At 68.4% G+C, this 20443-nt stretch carries 23 protein-coding genes; 6 read left to right on the forward strand and 17 right to left on the reverse strand.

From position 1 onward, the window contains the following. The coding region (gene alaS / locus Q8Q88_RS09150) for an alanine--tRNA ligase (RefSeq protein WP_305674886.1) at positions 1 to 2028 on the forward strand (2028 nt) is incomplete at its 5' end. Here alaS and Q8Q88_RS09155 read toward each other — a convergent pair. Further along, positions 2025 to 2936 carry a hypothetical protein gene (locus Q8Q88_RS09155; protein ID WP_305674887.1) on the reverse strand — a complete coding sequence of 304 codons (912 nt, stop codon included), beginning with the start codon at positions 2934 to 2936 and terminating at the stop codon, positions 2025 to 2027. The genes alaS and Q8Q88_RS09155 overlap by 4 nt on opposite strands. 330 nt (positions 2937 to 3266) lie before the next feature. Here Q8Q88_RS09155 and Q8Q88_RS09160 point away from each other — a divergent pair, with 330 nt between their 5' ends. Then, positions 3267 to 3893: a PEPxxWA-CTERM sorting domain-containing protein gene (locus Q8Q88_RS09160; RefSeq protein ID WP_305674888.1), complete on the forward strand. Its 627-nt coding sequence runs from the start codon at positions 3267 to 3269 to the stop codon at positions 3891 to 3893. 79 nt (positions 3894 to 3972) lie between these two features. Here the strand turns inward: Q8Q88_RS09160 and Q8Q88_RS09165 are convergent, their stop codons facing one another. The 3 genes from Q8Q88_RS09165 to Q8Q88_RS09175 all read right to left on the reverse strand — a co-directional run bounded on the left by Q8Q88_RS09165 (position 3973) and on the right by Q8Q88_RS09175 (position 6196). Further along, positions 3973 to 4350 (reverse strand): VOC family protein, encoded by a 378-nt coding sequence (locus Q8Q88_RS09165; protein WP_305674889.1) that lies wholly within the window; start codon positions 4348 to 4350, stop codon positions 3973 to 3975. A gap of 68 nt (positions 4351 to 4418) precedes the next feature. Then, positions 4419 to 4964 (reverse strand): DUF2939 domain-containing protein, encoded by a 546-nt coding sequence (locus tag Q8Q88_RS09170; protein ID WP_305674890.1) that lies wholly within the window; start codon positions 4962 to 4964, stop codon positions 4419 to 4421. 5 nt (positions 4965 to 4969) lie between these two features. Further along, on the reverse strand, positions 4970 to 6196 hold the full coding sequence (locus tag Q8Q88_RS09175; RefSeq protein ID WP_305674891.1) for an NADP-dependent isocitrate dehydrogenase: 1227 nt from the start codon (positions 6194 to 6196) through the stop codon (positions 4970 to 4972). A gap of 302 nt (positions 6197 to 6498) precedes the next feature. On the opposite strand from Q8Q88_RS09175, the gene Q8Q88_RS09180 reads away from it, so the two are divergent. Next, positions 6499 to 7275 carry an RNA methyltransferase gene (locus Q8Q88_RS09180; protein ID WP_305674892.1) on the forward strand — a complete coding sequence of 259 codons (777 nt, stop codon included), beginning with the start codon at positions 6499 to 6501 and terminating at the stop codon, positions 7273 to 7275. On the opposite strand, the gene Q8Q88_RS09185 is transcribed toward Q8Q88_RS09180, so the two are convergent. Next, positions 7272 to 9005 (reverse strand): tetratricopeptide repeat protein, encoded by a 1734-nt coding sequence (locus Q8Q88_RS09185; RefSeq protein ID WP_305674893.1) that lies wholly within the window; start codon positions 9003 to 9005, stop codon positions 7272 to 7274. The genes Q8Q88_RS09180 and Q8Q88_RS09185 overlap by 4 nt on opposite strands. A gap of 90 nt (positions 9006 to 9095) precedes the next feature. Next, positions 9096 to 9557, reverse strand: coding sequence for a hypothetical protein (locus Q8Q88_RS09190; protein WP_305674894.1), 462 nt, complete (start codon positions 9555 to 9557; stop codon positions 9096 to 9098). Between the two features lie 257 nt (positions 9558 to 9814). Between Q8Q88_RS09190 and rpsD the strand changes: the two genes are divergently transcribed. Together rpsD and Q8Q88_RS09200 are read left to right on the forward strand one after the other, a co-directional pair. Continuing rightward, complete coding sequence (gene rpsD, locus Q8Q88_RS09195; RefSeq protein WP_305674895.1) at positions 9815 to 10432, forward strand: 30S ribosomal protein S4; 618 nt, start codon at positions 9815 to 9817, stop codon at positions 10430 to 10432. Positions 10433 to 10520: 88 nt separating this feature from the next. After that, positions 10521 to 10898, forward strand: a complete 378-nt coding sequence (locus Q8Q88_RS09200) for a hypothetical protein (RefSeq protein ID WP_305674896.1) — start codon at positions 10521 to 10523, stop codon at positions 10896 to 10898. On the opposite strand, the gene Q8Q88_RS09205 is transcribed toward Q8Q88_RS09200, so the two are convergent. The 7 genes from Q8Q88_RS09205 to Q8Q88_RS09235 form a co-directional block, all read right to left on the reverse strand. Further along, the gene (locus Q8Q88_RS09205; RefSeq protein WP_305674897.1) at positions 10895 to 11623 is read right to left on the reverse strand and encodes an N-acyl homoserine lactonase family protein; all 729 of its coding nucleotides are present in this window, start codon (positions 11621 to 11623) and stop codon (positions 10895 to 10897) included. The two genes, Q8Q88_RS09200 and Q8Q88_RS09205, sit on opposite strands and share 4 nt — an antisense overlap. Before the next feature lie 17 nt (positions 11624 to 11640). Beyond that, entirely contained in the window at positions 11641 to 12060 is a 420-nt protein-coding gene (locus Q8Q88_RS09210) for a thioesterase family protein (protein ID WP_305674898.1), read from the reverse strand. Next, positions 12057 to 12401: a Grx4 family monothiol glutaredoxin gene (gene grxD / locus Q8Q88_RS09215; protein WP_305674899.1), complete on the reverse strand. Its 345-nt coding sequence runs from the start codon at positions 12399 to 12401 to the stop codon at positions 12057 to 12059. Before grxD ends, Q8Q88_RS09210 begins: the two co-directional genes overlap by 4 nt. Positions 12402 to 12484: 83 nt before the next feature. Continuing rightward, a complete protein-coding gene (locus Q8Q88_RS09220) occupies positions 12485 to 13375 on the reverse strand; it encodes an aldo/keto reductase (RefSeq protein WP_305674900.1) in 891 nt (296 codons plus the stop codon). 9 nt (positions 13376 to 13384) lie between these two features. Beyond that, entirely contained in the window at positions 13385 to 13618 is a 234-nt protein-coding gene (locus tag Q8Q88_RS09225; protein WP_254836344.1) for a BolA family protein, read from the reverse strand. A 106-nt stretch (positions 13619 to 13724) separates the two neighbouring features. Then, a complete protein-coding gene (locus Q8Q88_RS09230; protein ID WP_305674901.1) occupies positions 13725 to 14129 on the reverse strand; it encodes a VOC family protein in 405 nt (134 codons plus the stop codon). A 24-nt stretch (positions 14130 to 14153) separates the two neighbouring features. After that, the gene (locus tag Q8Q88_RS09235) at positions 14154 to 15386 is read right to left on the reverse strand and encodes a serine hydrolase (protein WP_305674902.1); all 1233 of its coding nucleotides are present in this window, start codon (positions 15384 to 15386) and stop codon (positions 14154 to 14156) included. A 108-nt stretch (positions 15387 to 15494) separates the two neighbouring features. Between Q8Q88_RS09235 and Q8Q88_RS09240 the strand changes: the two genes are divergently transcribed. Beyond that, entirely contained in the window at positions 15495 to 15980 is a 486-nt protein-coding gene (locus Q8Q88_RS09240) for a CinA family protein (RefSeq protein ID WP_305674903.1), read from the forward strand. Here Q8Q88_RS09240 and purL read toward each other — a convergent pair. The 4 genes from purL to Q8Q88_RS09260 all read right to left on the reverse strand — a co-directional run bounded on the left by purL (position 15977) and on the right by Q8Q88_RS09260 (position 20185). Beyond that, the gene (gene purL, locus Q8Q88_RS09245) at positions 15977 to 18175 is read right to left on the reverse strand and encodes a phosphoribosylformylglycinamidine synthase subunit PurL (protein ID WP_305674904.1); all 2199 of its coding nucleotides are present in this window, start codon (positions 18173 to 18175) and stop codon (positions 15977 to 15979) included. The genes Q8Q88_RS09240 and purL overlap by 4 nt on opposite strands. 44 nt (positions 18176 to 18219) lie before the next feature. Further along, entirely contained in the window at positions 18220 to 18744 is a 525-nt protein-coding gene (locus Q8Q88_RS09250) for a hypothetical protein (RefSeq protein ID WP_305674905.1), read from the reverse strand. A gap of 251 nt (positions 18745 to 18995) precedes the next feature. Next, positions 18996 to 19223, reverse strand: coding sequence for a hypothetical protein (locus tag Q8Q88_RS09255; RefSeq protein WP_305674906.1), 228 nt, complete (start codon positions 19221 to 19223; stop codon positions 18996 to 18998). Positions 19224 to 19366: 143 nt separating this feature from the next. After that, entirely contained in the window at positions 19367 to 20185 is an 819-nt protein-coding gene (locus tag Q8Q88_RS09260; RefSeq protein WP_305674907.1) for a caspase family protein, read from the reverse strand. Positions 20186 to 20443: the final 258 nt, after the last annotated feature.

Genomic DNA, 20443 nt, shown 5'->3' on the forward strand with positions numbered 1-20443 from the left:
TTCATGCAGTTCGAGCAGTTCGCCGACGGGACCCGCCGCGACCTGCCCAAGCCGCAGATCGACACCGGCATGGGCCTGGAGCGCATCGCCGCGGTGATGCAGGGCGTGCACGACAACTACGACATCGACCTGTTCCGCACCCTGATCGCGGCGTCGAAGGAACTGGTGGCCGGGGGCTCCAACGGGCCGTCGCACCGGGTGATCGCCGACCACCTGCGCTCGGTCAGCTTCCTGATCGCCGACGGGGTCTCGCCCTCCAACGAGGGCCGCGGCTATGTCCTGCGTCGGATCATGCGCCGGGCCATGCGCCACGCCCACCTGCTGGGCGCCGAGGAGCCGTTGATGCACCGCCTGGCGCCGGTCCTGGTGGCCGAGATGGGCGGGGCCTATCCCGAGCTGCGCCGCGCCGAGCCGGTGATCGTCGAGACCCTGCGCCAGGAGGAGGAACGCTTCCGCCGCACGCTCGGCCGCGGCATGACCCTGCTGGACGAAGCGACGGCCAAGATGACGGAAGGCGGCGTGCTGCCCGGCGAGACCGCCTTCAAGCTCTACGACACCTACGGCTTCCCGCTGGACCTGACCCAGGACGCGGTGCGCAACAAGGGCCTGACCGTCGACCTGGACGGCTTCGACGCGGCCATGAAGCGCCAGAAGGACCAGGCCCGCGAGGCCTGGACCGGTTCGGGCCAGTCCAGCCAAGGCGCCGAATGGTTCGCCATCCGCGAGCGCCTCGGCGCCACCGAGTTCCTCGGCTACGACACCACCGAGGCCACCGGCAAGCTTCTGGCCCTGGTGGCGTCGCGGGGGGAAGTCGCCGAGGCCGAAGCCGGCCAGACCGTCTTGGCGGTGTTCGACCGCACCCCCTTCTACGCCGAAAGCGGCGGCCAGGCCGGCGATGTCGGAGAGGTCGAGTGGGCCGCCGGCAAGGCCCGGGTGCTCGACACCCAGAAGCAGGCCGGCGACCTCTTCGTCCACGAGCTGGAGATCCTCGAGGGGTCGCTGACCCCGGGGACCGACGCGCGCCTGGCGGTGGACGCGGAGATCCGCACGACCACGCGCTCCAACCACTCGGCGACGCACCTGCTGCACGCGGCCCTGCGCCACGTCCTGGGCCCGCACGTCTCGCAGAAGGGCCAGATGGTCGACGGCGAGCGCATCCGCTTCGACTTCAGCCACGGCGGCCCGGTCACGCCCGACGAGATCGACCGCATCGAGACCGAGGTGAACGCGGTGATCCGCCAAAACCTCGCGGCCGACACCAAGGTGATGGCGCCGGAACAGGCGATCGAGGCCGGGGCCATGGCCCTGTTCGGCGAAAAGTACGGCGACAGCGTTCGCGTCCTGGCCCTCGGCAAGGCCCTGGACGGCGAGGGCGACTATTCGGTGGAGCTGTGCGGCGGCACCCATGTGGCGCGCACCGGCGACATCGCCCTGTTCAAGGTCGTCTCCGAGGGGGGCGTGGCCGCCGGCGTGCGGCGGATCGAGGCCCTGACCGGCGAGGCGGCGCGCCGCTGGCTGGTGGAGCAGGCGGCCGTAGCCAAGGCCCTCGCCGACCAGTTCAAGACCCCGGTCTCCGAGGTCCTGGCCCGGGTCGACGCGCTCGACGCCCAGCGCCGCAAGCTGGAGAAGGAGCTCTCCGAGGCCAAGCGCCAGCTCGCCATGGGCGGTGGCGGTTCGCACGGCGCGCCCGCGGGTCCCGAGGAGATCGGCGGCGTGGCGGTGATCGCCCGCGTGATGGACGGGGTCGGCGGCAAGGACCTGCGTCCCATGGTCGAGGCGTTCCGCAAGCAGGTCCCGAGCGGCGTCATCGCCCTGATCGGCTCGGCCGACGGCAAGGGCGCGGTGGCCGTGGCGGTGACCGGCGAGGCGGGCTCGAGGTTCAACGCCGTGGACCTGACCAAGGCCGCGGTGCTGGCCATGGGCGGCCAGGGCGCGGGCGGCCGTCCCGACTTCGCCCAGGGCGGCGCCCCGGACGGCGGCAAGGCGGCCGAGGGCCTGGCGGCGATCAAGGGCCTGCTGGGCGCCTAAGGCGCGTCCTTGCAGACCACCCGGTCGATTCGCGCGGCCTTGGCGCCCCGGGTCAGCTCGGTGTCGTAGAGGAAGCCCGAGCCGTCCGGCAGCCAGGCGCCGGCCTCCTGCTGCGGCATGGTGTTGAGCCGCACGACCTGGTGTGGCCCGCTGAGGCCCTCGGCCAGGTCGAAGTCCAGCACCAGGGCGGCCACATAGGTGAGCAGCAACGCCCGCCTGCCGTCGGCCGAGATGTCCAGGGCCGTGGCGATCGAGCCGGGGAAGGGGAACTCGGCCATGATTGTCGGCAGGTCGATCTCGCCGACCTTGGCGAAGGTCTGCACGTCGCGGCCATTGCGCAGCTGGGCCGCGGTCAGGCGGTAGACCAATGCCGGACCCGGCGTCGCCATCCTGGCGTCGACGGGCTTGGTGACCAGGAAGAGGTCGCCGTTCGGATGCACGGCGAAGGCCTCGGCATTGTGGGCCCCGTCGGGATAGCGGGCGCGGACCGTGCGCAGGGGTTTGACCTTGTCCTTGAACGCCTTCTTCTCGATCACCAGGGTGAAGACCACCCCGTCGCGCTTGCCGGGATTGTCGCCGATGTCGCCGAGATAGAGGCAGGTCTGCCGGCCGCAGGGACCCAGAGACAGCTCCTCGATGTCGCGCGGATCCGGTCCCTCGACATCGATGGCGCGGGTGGCTTCCCCCTTCAGGCCGGAGACGTAGAACCGCAAGCCGTCCCCGCTGTCGTTGTTGTGATAGAGGCGGTCGCCGAAGCGGTCGGAGACCTCCAGCCCGCTGGCCTCATTGACCAGCTTGGCGTCCAGGGCGCCGAAGGGTTCGGCCTTGCCCCACGCCGGGCATACGCCGCTCTGGGCGGCGGTGGGGCTCGCGAGGATGAGGGCGCAGAGAAGGGCGGCGGCGCGCATGGCAGGCTCCAGGGGGTGACGGCGCGGCGACGATGCTGCGGGCGGTGAGCGGCGGTCAAGGCGCCCGTGCGCGAGATCAAGCGGCGCCGCGGCCGAGGCGTGCTGTTTCGGGAAAAACACATCTAGAGATGGTGAGAAATCGAGCCAGGGCCAAGCTATGTCGCTTACCCCACAAGGGATTTTTCGCTTGTTAAGGGAAATTAGTAGACTAAACCCAAGATGGCGGTCAGGTACCCGCATCGAAATCGAATTCGGGCTCCGTTCCGTTCGATGATTCGTCGCTCCGGGACACTGGCGTCACGGACCTTTTGATCCTTGGGGGTAGTTCAAATGCGAAGTTTCCTGACCGTTGCAGCCGCCGCTGCGACCCTCGCCATGATCGCCGCTCCGGCCCAGGCGGCCATCATCTTCTCTGGCGACCACAGCGTCACCGTCAACCAGACCGATCCGGGCCTGGTGCTGCAGACGCAGGAGATGGCCGCCACCTTGAACTTCGCGCTGGAGCTCGGCGAGACCGCCACAATCAACCTGTTCAAGCTCTACACCACCGAGGGTTCCGTGAACCCCGACGACCTGGCCCCGAAGCCGATCTCGGTGGGCTTCACCTTCACGGTTCCCGAGGTGTTCGGCGGCGCTGTCGGCGGCACGACCGTCGGCCAGTATTTCTACGGCATCTTCGACAAGGGGATCGTCACCTGGGCCAACGGCGGCAGCCACACGTTCGACTTCGGCAACGGCGGTAAGCTGCTGGTCGATCTCGACGATGCCGACTTCAATGGCGGCTGGGTCGACCTGAACCCCGGCGTTGCGAAGGGCGCCAAGATCAAGGCCGACTTCACCCTGACCCAGCTGCCCTCGGCCGTGCCCGAGCCCGCCACCTGGGCGATGATGATCGCCGGCTTCGGCCTGGCCGGCGCGGCCCTGCGCCGCCGCCGCGAGACGGCCGTGTTCGCCTAAGCGATCACGATCTCGAATACGGAAAAGGCCGGGGTTCGCCCCGGCCTTTTTGTCGTCCGCCGTCCAGCGCCACCAGGCCTCAGGGCTTGGCGAACACCGCGAACTTGTTGCCGGTGGGATCGCGCATATAGGCCGCGTAGAAGCTGGTGGACTCCGGCGGTCGCGGGCCCGGCCCGCCTTCATCGGCCCCGCCATTGGCCAGCGCCGCGGCGTAGGCGGCGTCCACCGAGCCGACGTCAGGCCCCTTGAAGGCGATCATGATGCCGTTGCCGCTCCGCGCCGGCTTGCCGTCGAAGGGCGGGCAGATGAAGGTGTTGGCGTCGGCCTCCTTGGGGCCATAGCCCGCCCAGCCGCCGTCGAGGAACTTGCGCTCATAGCCGATGGCGCCCAGCACGGCGTCGTAGAACGGCGTCGCCGCCTCCACGTCCAGGGCCCCGATAGTGACATATCCGATCATTGGTCTTGCTCCCTCGCCAGTGGCCGCACGCTAGCGCAGCCAAGAGAACGAATCAAGAACATTGATGTCTAGGCCGGCGGAGGCACGCGGATCTGCACCAGCTTCCAGGCGAACAGGTCGCGCCGCTGGAAGCTGAATATGACGGGGGTCTCGGCCCCCGGAGGCGCCACGGCGAAGCGGGCGCGGTTGGGGCCCCAGTACCGCAACCGGGGCAAGTCGCCCTTGGCGTCGGCCGGCGCCTTGCCGGGCGGGTAGCCGCGAGTGAGGTCGTAGAGGCCGCGGGTGTCCAGATAGGGCTCGACCGCCGGAGGGGCCGGGGTCAGGGGCTCGATGGCCCGGCGCACGGCGCCGATCGGGTCGGACCAGATGTCGGGCGGGGCGGGCGCGGCGATGGGTTTGGCGGCGACCTGGGGGCGCAGACCCTCGCGGACGGCGCGGTAGTCCACCAGTTCGGCCAGGGCGTGGGCGTCGCCGTCGTGGGCGGCGGCCTTCAGGGCCCGGAACGCGAAGAACGGCGCGGCCACGAAGACCAGCGCCGTTCCCACGATCAGGGTGAGGACCAGCCGGAAGACCGCGCGTCCCAGGCTCCAGCCATAGGGTGCGCGCGGGTCCATGGGGCCTAGGCGACGGGCGACTCGGCCAGGGCCTTCTCCAGGTTGGCCGCGACCTTGTCGATGAAGCCCTCGGTAGTCAGCCAGCCCTGGCTGTCGCCGACCAGCAGGGCCAGGTCCTTGGTCATCGAACCGCTCTCGACGGTGGAGACGCAGACCTTCTCCAGGGTGTCGGCGAAGTGGTCGAGTTCCGGATTGCCGTCCAGCTTGGCCCGGTGCTTCAGGCCCTGGGTCCAGGCGAAGATCGAGGCGATGGAATTGGTCGAGGTGCTCTCGCCGCGCTGGTGCTGGCGGAAGTGGCGGGTGACGGTGCCGTGGGCGGCCTCGGCCTCCATGGTCTTGCCGTCGGGGGTGATCAGCACGGAGGTCATCAGGCCCAGCGAGCCGAAGCCCTGGGCCACTTCGTCGGACTGCACGTCGCCGTCGTAGTTCTTGCAGGCCCAGATGAAGCCGCCGGACCACTTCAGCGCCGAGGCCACCATGTCGTCGATCAGCCGGTGCTCGTAGACGATGCCGGCTTCCTTGAACTGGGCTTCGTACTCCTTGAAGACCTCGGCGAAGATGTCCTTGAAGCGCCCGTCATAGGCCTTGAGGATGGTGTTCTTGGTCGACAGGTACAGCGGATACTTGCGCTTCACGGCGTAGGCGAAGCTGGCGTGGGCGAACTCGCGGATCGAGTCGTCGAGATTGTACATGGCCATGGCCACGCCGGAGCCGGGGTACTTGAACACCTCGTGCTCGATGGTCTCCCCGTTGTCGCCCACCCACTTGATGGTCATCGTGCCAGGGCCGGGGACCAAGAAGTCGGTGGCGCGGTACTGGTCGCCGAAGGCGTGACGGCCGATGATGATCGGCTGGGTCCAGCCGGGGATCAGGCGCGGCACATTCTTGCAGATGATCGGCTCGCGGAAGACGACGCCGCCCAGGATGTTGCGGATGGTGCCGTTCGGCGACTTCCACATCTTCTTGAGCTTGAATTCCTCGACCCGCGCCTCGTCCGGGGTGATGGTGGCGCACTTGACGCCCACGCCGTGGCGCTTGATCGCCTCGGCCGCCTCGATCGTCACCTTGTCGTCGGTGGCGTCGCGATGCTCCATGCCGAGGTCGTAATAGTCGAGCTCGATATCGAGATAGGGGAAGATCAGCTTGTCCTTGATCCACTTCCAAATGATGCGGGTCATCTCGTCCCCGTCGAGGTCGACGACGGGGTTGGCGACTTTGATCTTCTTGGCCATGAGGGCGAAGCGCTCCGAGGGCGTAACGGCAGGGTTGGGGGCCGTATACTAGGCCCGCGCCAGGACGCAAAGCCTGCCACGTGCAGAACCGGAAAGTGACGTCGGATCCAGCGTTGCTGCTAGCCCTATGAAGGTTCCGCGCGCGCATCGGCGGCGGCGATGCGCGATTTCCCTCGCCGTGTCGCCCGCATGGTGATCGGCTCGGGCATGCCCACCGGGTACATCCCGGAAATCGGACGGCCTGGGGGCTCGCCCGCGCCTCCACCCTTGCATCTGGCGCCGCATCGGATTGAAAACGCGGCATGACGACCACCGCCCCGCCCTGCATCATCCTCGACAAGCCGCAGTTGGCTCAGAACATCGGCGCCGTGGCGCGCGTGATGGCCAATTTCGGCCTGGCCGACCTGCGGCTGGTCAATCCGCGCGACGGCTGGCCCCAGGAGCACGCCTGGGCGGCGGCGTCCGGCGCCGAGTGGCCGCTGAACGCGGCGCGGATCTACGAGAGCGTCGAGGCGGCCATCGCCGACCTGCATCTGGTCTATGCGACCACCGCCCGGCCCCGCGAGCTGCAGCTTCCGATCCTGACCCCGCGCGACGCCGCGGCCAACCTGGCCGGCGAGGTGGGGGCCGGCCATGCCGTGGGCCTGCTGTTCGGCGGTGAGCGCGCGGGGCTGGAGACCGCCGATATCGCGCTCTGCTCGGCCGTCGTGACCCTGCCGATTGATCCGCGGTTCCGCTCGCTGAACCTGGCCCAGGCTGTGGCGATCAACGCCTATGAGTGGCGGATGACCACCCAGGCCGGGGCGCCGCCGGCCTTCCGGGAGGGGCCGCCGGCGGCCGACGCCGCGGCCATGCTGGGCCTCTACGAGCATTTCGAGCGGGAGCTGGACGACGCCGGCTTCTTCCATCCGCCGGAGAAGCGGCCCTCGATGGTCCAGAACCTGCGCTCGGCCCTGGCCCGGGCGCGGTTCTCCGACCAGGAGGTGCGCACCTTCCGCGGCGTGGTCACCGCCCTGTCGCAGGGCCGCGGCCGGGTGCTGGACCGCCTGGCCCGCGAGAAGGCCGCGCGGAAGGATTAGAACCGCGAGGCGGTGAGCTTCACGTCGGCCATCTTCCAGGCCTCGTCGAACGCCTTGCGGGTGGCGACCGCCTCGTCCTTCTTGCCCTGGCGGTCCAGGGCCTGGGCCAGGCCGTAGAGCGCCCAGCCGTCACGGCGGTAGTGCTTCAGGCTCTCGCGGTAGACCGCCTCGGCCTCCTGCGCCCGGCCGGCCTCCAGCAGGGCCGCGCCCAGATAGTGGCTGACCGGCGAATGCCAGTAGGCGGGCTCGGTATAGGGCAGGGCGCGCTCGATGTCCGAGGCGGCGCGGAAGCGCACGATGGCGGCGTCCAGAACTCCGTCCTTGCGGGCGATCTCCCCGTCCAGCAGGGCCAGCGCCAGCTCGGTCATCGGCTTGGCGGGGATGGCGAAGGCGTCGAAGGCCGAGAGGTCGGCGCGGGTCAGCGCTTCCAGCTTGGCCCGGTCGGCAAGCGCCGTGGCGCGGTCGCCCTTATTGGCCGCGGCGATCCCGTGGGCGTAGAGCCAGATGGCGGTGTCGAGCTTGAGCCCTGCGGGCGGCGGGGGCTCGGCCAGGACCGCGTCCCATTGGCCGAACCGCAGCAGGTTCACCACCGGCGTGTAGACGAACAGTTCGGCCAGCGGCAGGTTCGCCGCCGTCTCCTCCGCCTTGACCGCCTTCACCAGGCGCCGAGCGGCGTCGTGCGAGGTCCTGGACCGCCCCTCCATCTCGGCCGAGGTCCACAGGAAGTGGATGTTGTGGCCGTAATAGCCGGCTGGATAGAAACCCTGGGCGCGGCAGGCGGCGATGTATTCCTCGTCCGTCAGGGCGGCGAGTTCGTTGGCCCTGGCGGCGTCGGCGTAGCGGCCCACGCGGTAGTAGATGTGGCTGGGCATGTGCACGATGTGCCCGGCCTTGGGCATCAGCGGCAGCAGCCGGTCGGCCGCGGCCTCGGCCCGCTCGGGCGTGGTCGAGGCCTCGACCGCGTGGATATAGAGGTGCAGCGCGCCCGGATGGTTCGGCGCCTTGGCGAGGACGCCCTCCAGGGTGGCGACGATCTGCGCGCCTTGGCCCTTGGGGGTCTTGGCGTCGGCCTCCCAGTAGTCCCAGGGCTGGGTGTCCATCATGGCTTCGGCGTAGAAGGCCGCCGCGTCCAGGTCGGACGGATCGGCGCGGACGAGGTCGCCCATGGCCTTGGCGAAGGCCAGGTCCAGCGGCTTGCGGTCGGCGGGCGGAGCGGCGGCGTAGCGGGTGGCGAGTGCGTCGATCCAGGCCTGTTCCCGTGGCGAGGCCTTCGAGCGCAGCGCCTTGGCGCGCGATAGCGCCTCCCAGGCCGGGGCGACGGCGTCGGCCTGCATGGGCAGGTTGATGTTGGGGCCCAGCGCGAAGGCCACGCCCCACCAGCACATGGCGCAGTCCGGATCGAGCCGCGCGGCCTCGCGGAACGAGCGGATCGCCTCGGCGTGATTGAATCCGAACAGCAGGTTGACCCCCTGGTCGAACAGCTTCTGGGTCTGGGCGTTGCGGGTCGAGATCGGATGGCGGTGGTCGCCCAGCCCGGCGAACACCGGGGCGCCCGGCTTATCGGCCTGGCCCATATAGATGGCCGGCATCGCGCCGGGCATGGGCATGGCGCCATGGTTCATGGCCGGGGCCGGAGCCTCGGTCGCGGCGTGGCCGGTGTGGTCCTGCGCCGCTGCGGGCAGGGCGAGAACGCCGATGGCGAAGACGGTGGAGAACAGGAACGCGCGCATGGAGACCCCCAGTTGGCAAGGCGCACAGGGCTACGCGGACTAGCTGGGGCAGACTACCGCACTCGTGGTGCAGTTCGGCCCGAATACTGCTTAGTCCGGGTTGGGGATCGGACGCATTGTGGTGATCTCCCGCCCGTCCGCGCCGCGGAACGTCACCAGGTCCTCGACCGGAGCCGGGACGGCGGGCGCCTCGGCGACGACGCAAGCGAGGTCGTCCCGGCCAAGCCCGCCGCGCGGTTCGCGGAAGCGTCCCAAGAACCCTTGGTCGCGCAGCGCCTCGGCCATGCAGGGACCGGCCACCGCGCGGTACTCGGCCACCAGCAGGGCCTCGGCCTCCAGATCGCAGGTCTCCAGCGAGTGGTCGCGCGTCGCCGGGGTGGAGACCCTGATGGCGCCCTGGAAACCGGTCTCCAGCAGGGCCTCGGCCATGCAAGCGTCTTCCACCTCGACGCCGGGCGCGAGGTCCGGCCGCGAGGTCGCCGCCTGGGCCGCGGGGGCGACCAGGGCCAGGAGCAGGGCGGATAGGGTCGCGAGGCGAAGGGCGCCGATCATGGGATACTCCGAACCACGCCGACTATCCCGCCGGCCAGCTGGGCCGTAAAGCGCTCTCCCCTCTGACGTGCTTCAGGGGCGTGGCTGGGGCGCGAGATTGACTTTCGCCCGCCCGGCCGTCATACACCGCCCCTTCGCGCCGCCGGGAAACCGTGCGGGTCAGCGAACCTATGACGGGTGACCTGATCGCCGCCGTTGAGATCGCGCCTCCACTATTGGGGGCGCCGGCCCGGGTCGACTATGAAGAGAGACGACGTATGTCGAAGCGCCACTCGGCGAAGTACAAGATCGACCGGCGGATGGGCGAGAACATCTGGGGTCGCCCGAAGTCCCCCGTCAATCAACGCTCCTACGGCCCGGGCCAGCATGGCCAGCGCCGTAAGCAAAAGGTCTCCGATTTCGGCCTGCAGCTCCGCGCCAAGCAGAAGCTGAAGGGCTATTACGGCAACCTGACCGAAAAGCAGTTCTCGCGCACCTACACCGAGGCCGCCCGTCGCAAGGGCAACACCTCCGAGAACCTGATCGGCCTGCTGGAAAGCCGCCTGGACGCGGTGGTCTACCGCGCCAAGTTCGTGCCGACCGTGTTCGCCGCCCGTCAATTCGTGAACCACGGCCACGTGCTGGTGAACGGCAATCGGGTCAACATCGCCTCCTACCGCGTGAAGGCCGGCGACATCGTCTCCGTCCGCGAGCGGTCGAAGAACATGGCCCTGGTGCTGGAAGCGCTGCAGTCGAGCGAACGCGACACCCCCGACTATGTCGAGGTCGACGCCAAGGCCATGACCGCCAAGTTCATCCGCGCGCCGGAATTCTCCGAGGTCCCGTACCCGGTGAAGATGGAGCCGAACCTGGTCATCGAGTTCTACGCGTCCTAACCGGCCGCCGAACCCGACCGAGATTTGCGAAGGCCCCGGAGCGATCCGGGGCCTTTTGCTTTGCAAGGGTTTGTGGCGGAGTGGCGCGATGAATCGCCGACTATTCCTCGTCGCGGGCCTGGCCCTGGTCTCGGGCTGCGCCACCGCCGCCCCGCCGATCGTTGCGCCGGCCGGCTCGGCGCTGTCGGAACTGGAGCCGCTCTATTCGGCCAGCGCCGGGCGCGAGGCCCTGACCATCCGGGTGTCCTCCAACGGCTGCACCAGGAAGGAGGACTTTTCATTCTTCGTGGAGCGGAGGGGAGAGGCGGTGACCCTGGCATTCGGCCGCAAGCGCCTGGACCCCTGCCGGTCCTTCGCCATGGGCCACACGGACCTTACCTTCACCTATGAGGAGCTGGGGGTGGGCCAGAGGACGCCGCTGTTCCTGCTGAACCCCTTCGCCGCCTGGACCGGACCCGGGAACTAGAGGCGGCTCAGGCCGCTGGCTCGGACCGCGCTTCCCTTCGGGATGCGATCCAGGAAGCTCTCATCGTGGCCGGGAATGATGAAGTCGCCCGCGGCGCGCATCGCCACCAGGCGACGCTTGGTCGCCAGGTATTGGTCCTTGTCGAAGGCGTAGGGCTGGTCGGCGTCGTCGCGATCCAGCGAGTGGCAGTAATAGCAGGCGTCGCCCGCCAGCACGTCGGCGCCGCCCTCCCGCCGGACCCGTAGCGACTGGTGGCCGCAGGTATGGCCGGGGGTGGCGAACACCTCCACCGATCGGTCGCCGAACAGGTCGTGGCTGTCCTCGGTGCGGATCAGGTCGTGGCCCGCGTCGAGCGTGCGGAGCTCCTCCTGCCGGTGGATGAAGATCCTGGCGTTGGGGATCAGGGCCGCCCCGCCCATGTGGTCGTAGTGCGAGTGGGACAGCACGATCCCCTCGACCTGGGCCGGATCGACCCCGGCGGCGGTCAGCCGCGCCGCCACGTCATGGCCCTGGGGCAGGTCGTTGTGGAAGGTCTTTCCGACGATCCGTCCATGATCCGTCCGCGCCAGCCCGGCGTCGAAGACGACGGACCGCCGGCTCGGATGGGTGATCAGGAACGCATAGACGGGCAGGACGACCTCACCCGGCGCGTCCACCTCCAGGGCGTTGGCGGGCGCGCGGATCGTGCCGCAGCGCAGGGGCAGGATTTCGGTGGTCAGCGGCATGCCAGGCCTCCTCGCTCTTAGGTGAACCGCGCCACGATGTCCTGCGTGACCCGCTTGGGACGGCCGGTCTGGGCGTCGACCAGGCACCAGACCGTCCTGGCCTGGGCGCACATGGCGCCGTCGGGACCGTCGATGCGCACGAAGCGGTCGAAGCGCGGGCCCTCCGGCGCCTCGGCCACCCAGGTGACGGCGCTGGCGGTCTCGCCGGGCATCAGGGCGCGGCGGTAGTCGATCTCATGGCGCAGGACGATCCAGGCCCATCGGGTCTGTTCTTCGCCAGGCTGCAGGGCGCGCCAGTGCGAGGTGGCCATGTCCTGAATCCAGCGGACATAGACCACATTGTTCACGTGGCCGTTCTCGTCGATATCCGACGCGGACGGCGTGAAATCGCGGGTGAAGACCTGTCGGCCGGGCGGCGGCTCGAGGAGCCTGCTCACGCAGCCAGGACGCCCTGTTCGATCAGCAGGGGCTTCAGTTCGCCCGACTGGAACATCTCGCGGATGATGTCGGCGCCGCCGACGAACTCGCCCTTCACATAGAGCTGCGGGATGGTCGGCCAGTCGGTGAAGGTCTTGATCCCGTCGCGCAGGCTGTCGTCCTGCAGGACGTCGACGCCGATGAAGTCGGCGCCCAGATGGTCAAGGATCTGCACCACCAGGGCCGAGAAGCCGCAGCGCGGCTGTTCGGGCACACCCTTCATGAACAGCACCACCGGGTTTTCGGCCACGGTCTTGGCGATGAAGTCGTGGGCGGGATTGGCGATGGTGGTGTCGGTCATGGCGTCACGGGCCTTCGAGGCGGATATGTCGCAAGAGAGCTAGGGATGGCCGGCCCTCCGGTCAAGACGCGCAAGCCGTGACCCTAGGCCCTGCGACGATCGGCGACCTCGCCGAAGCGGGCCATCTCGATCTGGGCGGCGACCCCCGTGGGCAGGTCCTTGTCGGTGACTTCGGCCATCCGCGCGATGGCTTCGGTGCGGAAGATCTCGAGCTGAACGGTGGCGAAGGAGGGCTCGGTCAGGGAATAGGCCAGGCAGATCTCGTCGGGCGTCCAGCCGGGCGTGTCGTTCAGGAATGCGTAGGTTCCGGCGCCCGCCAGGGGCTCGACCCGGCCGCGCCCGAGCAGGCCGCTGCGCACCGGCGCAGCCTGATTGGTGCGACCAAGGGCGCCGGGAAACGGCTCGCAGCCCACCAGGGTCATGTTGGAGTCCGACGCCTCGCGGATTCGGCGGCGCGCCTGCCAGTCGGAAGTGATGCTGAACGGCGTCGTCGCCACGTCGAAGGCGGCGCTGCGGATGCCTTCGTCGACCGCCGCGCCGTCGCCGGCCACGCCGACCTGCAGGCACAGCCCCGCGGAACGCAGCTGGGCCAGGTGTTCAAGGGCGTCGGGCGCCAGGGTCTCGTAGGCGGTCTCGTCCATCATCACGAGGTCGAAATAGCCGGCGCCGGTCTTCTGCAGCCCGCCGCGGATGCTGTGGGAGATCGCCTGGGCGGTCAGGACGCCGCGCGGATCACCGCGCAGGCGCCAACTCAGGAACAGCAGCCGCCGCTCCACCGACTTCAGCGCCTCGCCGAGCCCGAGCGCGGCGACCTCCAGGCCGGCGGCCACCTCGAAACAGTTGATCCCGCTTTCCATCGCCGAGAAGACCAGGGCCCTCCAGGCCTGGGGCGAGCTCATGTTCGGCGCTTCGCGCAGCAACAGGCTGACGGCTGAGACCGCCTTGCCTGCTACGCCGAAGGGTCGATAGCGCATGGCGCTCCTCTAGGTCGGGGATGAAGTTTCGAGCGCCAGCGCGTGCAGCTCGCCGCCCATGCGACCCTTCAGGGCGCTATAGACCAGCTGGTGCTGCTTGACCCGGTTCAGGCCGGCGAAGGCCTTGGACACGATCCGCGCCTTGTAGTGGTCTCCGTCGCCGGCCAGGTCGTCCACCTGGATCTGGGCGTCTGGAAACGCCTCGCGGAGGCTTCGCTCCAGTTCGGCGATGGGCATGGGCATGGGATTGCTCCGGTCGAAGAAACTTTGTGTGCCATAAAGCTTAACAACCCTTGGATTCCCAGACGGTTCGCCGACCCCCAAAGAGGCGTTTGCGAGCGCCGGAAATTCAAAGACGGGGCGCGATCTCGTCGTAGCCGCGGTTCAGGAACTCGATCAGGCAGATTCCGTGGCCGAAAGGGTCGGCCATGACCACGATCTTGCCCCAGGTCTCGGTGCGGATTTCGCTCTCAGGGCGGGCCCCGGCGGCCACGGCTTGGACGAAGGCGGCCTCGATATCGGCGACCACCACGTCCAGATGGACCGGCGTCCAGTGGCGGGCATAGCGGCGAACATCCTGGCCGGCGCCGACTGAACCTTCAGGTTTTTCAATTAGATATATCTTCGCGGGCCAGCCGGAGAGCTCGGCCCCGCCATCGCCGAAGCGGCGGGTCACCTTCAGGCCGAAGGCGTCCGAATAGAAGGCGATGGCCCGCGCGAGGTCGGGGACGTCGATATTGACCAGCAGATCCATCGACGTCCCCGCGCCAGATTCCCGTCAGTCGACGATGGCCGAGTAGATCAGGCTCTTCAACTGGCCGCGGAAGTTGAACGTCCCCGACGGCATGAGTTGGGTCATGAACACCACGCAGAGGTCTTCCTTCGGATCCACCCAGAAGATGGTCGAGGCCGCGCCGCCCCAATAGTAGTCGCCGGTTCCCAGCGAGCCGGTCTCCACCTGCCCCATGGTGGAGGCGAAGCCCAGGCCGAAGCCGACCCCGTCATTGGCGGTCTCGGAGAAGGTGCCGAGCGCCATGGTCGAGAGGTCCTTGCCGCCCGCCAGGTGGTTCATGTGCATGAGCTCGAGCGTGCGCGGGCCGATGACCCGATGGCCGTCCAACTCGCCGCCCCGGCGCAGCATCTCGCAGAAGCGCAGGTAGTCGGCGGTGGCGCCGGTCAGGCCGCCGCCGCCGGACTTGAAGCCGGGATCCTGGGTAAAGGCGCTGGTCGCGGCGTCGTCGATCAGTTTGAGCTGCTTGTCGGGGCCGCGCTGATAGTTGGCGCAGAACCGGTCGACCTTGTCGGGCGCCACGAAGAAGGCGGTGTCCACCAAGCCGAGCGGGCCGAAGATCTCCTCCTGCAGGTACTGGGCGAAGGGCTTGCCGGAGATCACCTCCACCAGGGCGCCGCAGATGTCGGTGGCCAGCGAGTACATCCAGCGTTCGCCCGGTTGATAGAGCAGGGGCACCTGGGCCAGCTTGTCGAGGAACTGCGCCATGCTGTCGGTCGAGCCGGCGCTGCGGATCTTCAGCTCGCGATAGATCTTGTCCACCGGGTGCTGGATGCCCACGCCAGGCAGGCCGCCGCCATAGGTGAAGCCGCCGGTGTGGCAGAGCACGTCGCGGAACGAGACCGGGCGCTTGGGAGCCTCGGTGACCATGTCCGCACCCTCGCCCGAGATCCACACCCGGTGGTCCTTCCAGGACGGCACAAAGCGGCTGACTGGGTCGTTGAGCTGGAAATAGCCCCTTTCATACAGGGTCATCAGCGCGATCGAGGTGATCGGCTTGGTCATCGAATAGATGCGGAAGATGGCGTCGTCGGCCATCGGTTTGTTCCGCTCTAGATCCATGGAGCCGAACGACTTCTGATAGGCCACATGGCCGTGGCGGGCCACCGCCACCTGGCAGCCCATGATCTTCTTCGGGCCGATATAGTTGCGCTCGAGATGCTCGGTAATGCGTTCCAGACGGCCGGCGTCGAGCCCCGTCCATTGAGATTGGGCGTCCATAAATATCCTCCCGAGAATGGCGGTCGTTCTAATTGGCGGGCATCATGAGCGCGGCGGCATACGGAAGCCAAGAAAAACACGCCGCCCGCTGGATGGAGGACGATCGGGATGCAGGCTTTGATGGCGCAGGCCGCGGTGCTGGGACAGCGCCTGAAGGACCGCAAGGAGACCGTGGCGGTCAATGAGAGCTCGTCGGGCGGACTGGTCTCGGCGGCGCTGCTGTCGGTGCCCGGAGCCTCAGCCTATTTCATGGGCGGCGCCGTGGTCTACACCGCCAAGGCGCGTGTGCTGCTGACCGACATCCCGCGGGAGGCCTTGGCCGGCGTACGTTCCTCTAGCGAGCCCTACGCCCTGCTGCTGGCCCGGAACGCCCGCGAGCGCTACGGGGCCACCTGGGGCCTCTCGGAGACTGGGGCGGCGGGGCCGACCGGCAATCCCTATGGCGACGCCGCGGGCCATACCTGCGTGGCTATCTCCGGCCCCGTGGAGATGGTGGTCACCGTCGAGACCGAGTCCGACGACCGCGCCGCCAATATGGAGGCCTTCGCCGCCGCCTGCCTGCGGATGCTGGAAGCGGCGACTGAGCCGGCCTAGCCCAAATAGGCCGGCATCCAGCCCTCGTGAGCCTCGCGCAGCTTGGCGAGCGGCAGGGTGAAAACCCCATCGACCGCCAGGTCCTCGCCGCCGGCCTGGCCGACGATGGCGGCCGGCAGGCCCGCGGCCTTGGCCGCCGAGAGCAGCTCATAGCCATTGGGCGCGGCCAGCAGGTAGCGGGCCTGGTCCTCGCCGAACAGGGCCGCATGGGCCGGGAGTTCGGCGGAGATGGTCAGGCGCGCGCCGACCTTGGAGGCCAGCGCCATCTCGCCCGCCGCGGCGATCAAGCCACCGTCGGAAAGATCATGCACCACAACGACTTGACGCGATAGAATCAGCTTCCGGATGAAGTCGCCCGTCTTGCGTTCCAGGGCGAGGTCCACCGGCGGCGGGGCGCCGTCCTCGCGGCCGAGGATCTCGCGCAGATACATGCTGGCGCCCAACTCGCCACGGGTCTCGCCGACCAGCACCAGGGCGTCGCCGGCCTTCATGCCGGAGAAATCGGCGCGCAGGCTGGAGTCTTTCAAGAGGCCCACCGCGCCCACCGTCGGGGTCGGCGGAATGGCCGCGCCGTTGGTCTCGTTGTAGAGGCTGACATTGCCGCTCACGACTGGGAAGTCGAGCACCCGGCAGGCCTCCGCCATGCCGTCGATGGCGCGGACGATCTGGCCCATGATCTCGGGCCGCTCGGGATTGCCGAAGTTCAGGTTGTCGGTGATGGCGATGGGGTCTGCGCCCACGGCGGTCAGGTTGCGCCAGGCCTCGGCCACCGCCTGCTTGCCGCCGGAATAGGGATCGTTCAGCACATAGCGCGGCGTGCAGTCGGAGGTGACCGCGAGCGCCTTCTTCGTGCCGTGAACCCGCACGATCCCGGCGTCGGCGCCGGTGGCGCTGTCCTCCAGGGTGTCGGCCATGACGTGGCGGTCGTATTGCTCCCAGAGCCAGCGCTTCGACGCCATGTCCGGCGCGCTCATCAGCTTGAGCACCGCCTGGGCGTAGTCGGCCGGCTGGGGCACGTCGGCCGGCGACAGCCGGGGCTGCAGGTCCGGCGCGACCCAGGGGCGGTCATAGAGGGGCGCGTCGTCGAACAGCGGCGCCAACGGCACGTCGCAGACCACCTCGCCCTTGTGCTTCAGCACCATGTGGCCGGTGTCGGTGGTCCAGCCGATGGTGGCGGCGTCGAGGCCCCACTTCTTGAAGATGCGCTCGCCGTCATGCTCGCGGCCGGGCTTGAGGATGGCCAGCATCCGCTCCTGGCTCTCCGACAGCATCATCTCGTAGGCGCTCATGCCCTCTTCGCGCTGGGGCACCATGTCGAGGTCGAGCTCGATGCCGACCCCGCCCTTGCCGGCCATCTCCACCGAGGAGGAGGTGAGGCCCGCCGCGCCCATGTCCTGGATGGCGGCCACGGCGCCCGAGGCCATCAGTTCAAGCGTCGCCTCGATCAGCAGCTTCTCGGCGAACGGGTCGCCGACCTGGACGGTGGGGCGCTTCTCGTCGGAGGCGTCGTCGAACTCGGCCGAGGCCATGGTCGCGCCGTGGATGCCGTCGCGGCCGGTCTTGGAGCCGAAATAGACCACTGGCAGGCCGGGCGAGGGGGCGGCGGAATAGAAGATCTTGTCGGCGTCGGCCAGGCCCACGCACATGGCGTTGACCAGGATGTTGCCGTCATAGCCGCGGTGGAAATTGGTCTCGCCGGCCACGGTGGGTACGCCGACGCAGTTGCCGTAGCCGCCGATGCCACTGACCACCCCGGCCACCAAGCGCTTGGTCTTCGGATGGCTCGGGTCGCCGAACCGCAGGGCGTTCAAGAGGGCGATGGGCCGGGCGCCCATGGTGAAGACGTCGCGCATGATGCCGCCCACGCCGGTGGCCGCGCCCTGATAGGGCTCGATATAGGAGGGGTGGTTGTGGCTCTCCATCTTGAAGATGCAGGCCTGGCCATCGCCGATGTCCACCACCCCGGCGTTCTCGCCGGGGCCGCAGATCACCCGGGGGCCTGTGGTCGGGAACTTGCCCAGGTGGATCTTACTGGACTTGTAGGAGCAGTGCTCGCTCCACATCACCGAGAACACCCCCAGCTCCACGGCGCTGGGCTCGCGGTTCAGGCGCTGGAGGATGACGTCGTATTCCTCCGACTTCAGGCCGTACTCGGCGGCGGTCTCGCGGAGGGTCTTGGCAGGCTGTGCGCTCATGCCGGGCCTTCTACCCGGACTCGCCGGCCCGCGCGATAGGGCGATCAGCCGGCCAGCGCGTTGATCCGTCGCACGGCGCCCGGCCGGGCGGTGTCGCCGATCCGCCAGCCGGCCGGACAGGCGCCGATCAGGCGGTAGCGGACGGCTTGGCGCACGCCCGGGTCGGGGGTCTCGAGGGGGCGCAGGGCGAAGCGAACCGTGACGTCCCGGGCGGGGTCGCCGGTCCGGGTCACGTTGACGCTGTAGCGCCGGTCGAAGGCCTCGCAGCGCACGGCGTAGAGGTTCGGCTTCGCCACCGCCTGGCCCATGCGCCGGCAGGGTTGGCCATTGAGTTTCGGCAAGGGCGTCAGGAAGCCGGCGCGGACGACATTGTCGGCGCAGACCTGCACGGCGCCGCGCACCGCCCCCCGCTCGTCGAGGGCCTCGGCCAGCCAGAGCTCCGGCGGATGGGCGGCGGCGCGGCGGGCGATGAGGCCGGGGCGATCGGGGCGCAGCAGGTCGCCGCCCGCCGCCAAGACCAGGCCGATCAAGGCGAAGGCGGCCAGGACGCCCAGCGCCAGCCGGCTCATCGCCGAGCCTGCGAAGATTGGCGGGCCGCCAGCCGGTTAGCTGGACGACCCGCCGCCGCCAATGGCGGCGCGGGCGGCGTTTCGACCGTGACCGGACGCAGCATGTTCTTCCTCCACGGTCGCCCGTTCGCGCCCGTGATTTACGTTCGTAAAGTTTCCAGGGAATTACAAGGGTAATTTATGAAGCTCAACCGGAATCACGCGAGGGTGACAAGCTTGAGCGCGGAACATTCGCCAAAAAGAACAGTTGTTTACGTGGTGCCGGCGCCGCTGCGGCGCGCAGCTAAGGATGATGGGAAAACGACATGGGCAACGAACAGAATCGCGATCCGCAACAGCAGCAGAAGAACCCGCAACAGCAGAATCCCGGCCAGCAGCAACAGCAGGGCCAGGATCGTGATCGCCAAGGCCAACAGGGCCAAAAAGGTGGTCAGGGCGGGCAGCAAGGCGGACAGGGCCAGCAAGGCCAGGCCGGCCAATCGGGTCGCACCGATGAGCAAGGCGGCAAGGACGACGTGGACCGCTGACGGACTTCCCTGGGCGGCGAATCCTGCAGGATCGCTGCTCGCAATGGAGAGAGAGGGCCGACGCCGCCACGCGCCGGCCCTTTCGTCGACGGGCGTCAGACCTTGAACACCTCCTGCCCCAGGAAGGCAGGATTGACCAGCCCAGCCCAGAACAGGTTCGGTGTTTGATCGGGAGGCATGCGGCTGACGATCTTCTTGTGGAAGGCCCGATAGTCGCTCTTGAAGGCTCCGCCGTTCCAGACGCTCTTCAGCGTGCCGGTGAACAGGCCGTTGAAGACGCCGTCGGCGGAAAGCTGATTGTCCTGACAACCGGAGATCAGCAGGACGGAAGCCTTGGCTGCGGCCTTGGCCTTCTGGGTCGCCTTGTTCTGTTGCCGCGCGTCATAGGCGGCCTTGTGGGCGAAATAGGTGCGCTGGGCGACCTCGTTCGGCATGGCGCGATAGCGCGCCGTGCTTTCGCTGGTCACCGCGTCGACGACGGCGTTGTTCTTCACCACCGATCCGCTGTGGCAGCTATCGGAGAACACCAGGACACGAACTCCGGCGACGAAGCCGCCCAGCGCGGCGTGGATTTCGTCGTCAAGCAACTCGCCGTCGAACAGGCACCAGGTTTCGTCCATCATGTCGCCCTCGTCGCCATTGATGTCGGGCACCTGACCGCCATGGCCGGAATAGGTGAGCATGAAGATGTCGCCGGCCTTGAGGGCCTTGGAGGCCGCCGCGATCCCGGCGACCACCGGCTGAATCTTGGCGGCCTTGGTGAGCAGCGTCTTTGTCTTGAAGCCCTTGATCCCGGCGATCGCCGCCATGTCGTTGGCGTCGAACTCGCAGGCCGAGAGCTCACCGGCCCAACCCTGATAGTGAACGGGGTCCACGGCGTTCAGACCCAAATGAAGCGACATACCCGTAGCCATTTCAGCCTCCCGAATTATCCCAGCCCGGAGCTAATCACCGGCGGCCGGGTTATGCAATTCAGGGGAGAGTAAAATGCGTCTGCTCTCATGAGTGACGTGGCGGCGAAGTCAGGGCTTCTCCACCACGGGGAGCTCGATGAAGCTGGCGCTGGCGCCGCCGTGGAAGACCTTCTGGGTCGCCTTGCGGTAGTCGCCCGGCTTGGCGAAGAAGATGTTCTCCACATAGGTCTGCGGGTTGCGGTCATAGAGCGGGAACCA

Origin of the sequence: Phenylobacterium sp., from assembly GCF_030697925.1 — a bacterium.
Classification (GTDB): domain Bacteria; phylum Pseudomonadota; class Alphaproteobacteria; order Caulobacterales; family Caulobacteraceae; genus Phenylobacterium.

Bases quoted from the DNA above. Each gene is read 5' to 3' on its own strand.
- Q8Q88_RS09155 (WP_305674887.1), bottom strand. From the start codon at position 2,936: ATGCGCGCCGCCGCCCTTCTCTGCGCCCTCATCCTCGCGAGCCCCACC.
- Q8Q88_RS09160 (WP_305674888.1), top strand. From the start codon at position 3,267: ATGCGAAGTTTCCTGACCGTTGCAGCCGCCGCTGCGACCCTCGCCATG.
- Q8Q88_RS09165 (WP_305674889.1), bottom strand. From the start codon at position 4,350: ATGATCGGATATGTCACTATCGGGGCCCTGGACGTGGAGGCGGCGACG.
- Q8Q88_RS09170 (WP_305674890.1), bottom strand. From the start codon at position 4,964: ATGGACCCGCGCGCACCCTATGGCTGGAGCCTGGGACGCGCGGTCTTC.
- Q8Q88_RS09175 (WP_305674891.1), bottom strand. From the start codon at position 6,196: ATGGCCAAGAAGATCAAAGTCGCCAACCCCGTCGTCGACCTCGACGGG.
- Q8Q88_RS09180 (WP_305674892.1), top strand. From the start codon at position 6,499: ATGACGACCACCGCCCCGCCCTGCATCATCCTCGACAAGCCGCAGTTG.
- Q8Q88_RS09185 (WP_305674893.1), bottom strand. From the start codon at position 9,005: ATGCGCGCGTTCCTGTTCTCCACCGTCTTCGCCATCGGCGTTCTCGCC.
- Q8Q88_RS09190 (WP_305674894.1), bottom strand. From the start codon at position 9,557: ATGATCGGCGCCCTTCGCCTCGCGACCCTATCCGCCCTGCTCCTGGCC.
- rpsD (WP_305674895.1), top strand. From the start codon at position 9,815: ATGTCGAAGCGCCACTCGGCGAAGTACAAGATCGACCGGCGGATGGGC.
- Q8Q88_RS09200 (WP_305674896.1), top strand. From the start codon at position 10,521: ATGAATCGCCGACTATTCCTCGTCGCGGGCCTGGCCCTGGTCTCGGGC.
- Q8Q88_RS09205 (WP_305674897.1), bottom strand. From the start codon at position 11,623: ATGCCGCTGACCACCGAAATCCTGCCCCTGCGCTGCGGCACGATCCGC.
- grxD (WP_305674899.1), bottom strand. From the start codon at position 12,401: ATGACCGACACCACCATCGCCAATCCCGCCCACGACTTCATCGCCAAG.
- Q8Q88_RS09220 (WP_305674900.1), bottom strand. From the start codon at position 13,375: ATGCGCTATCGACCCTTCGGCGTAGCAGGCAAGGCGGTCTCAGCCGTC.
- Q8Q88_RS09225 (WP_254836344.1), bottom strand. From the start codon at position 13,618: ATGCCCATGCCCATCGCCGAACTGGAGCGAAGCCTCCGCGAGGCGTTT.
- Q8Q88_RS09230 (WP_305674901.1), bottom strand. From the start codon at position 14,129: ATGGATCTGCTGGTCAATATCGACGTCCCCGACCTCGCGCGGGCCATC.
- Q8Q88_RS09235 (WP_305674902.1), bottom strand. From the start codon at position 15,386: ATGGACGCCCAATCTCAATGGACGGGGCTCGACGCCGGCCGTCTGGAA.
- Q8Q88_RS09240 (WP_305674903.1), top strand. From the start codon at position 15,495: ATGCAGGCTTTGATGGCGCAGGCCGCGGTGCTGGGACAGCGCCTGAAG.
- purL (WP_305674904.1), bottom strand. From the start codon at position 18,175: ATGAGCGCACAGCCTGCCAAGACCCTCCGCGAGACCGCCGCCGAGTAC.
- Q8Q88_RS09250 (WP_305674905.1), bottom strand. From the start codon at position 18,744: ATGAGCCGGCTGGCGCTGGGCGTCCTGGCCGCCTTCGCCTTGATCGGC.
- Q8Q88_RS09260 (WP_305674907.1), bottom strand. From the start codon at position 20,185: ATGGCTACGGGTATGTCGCTTCATTTGGGTCTGAACGCCGTGGACCCC.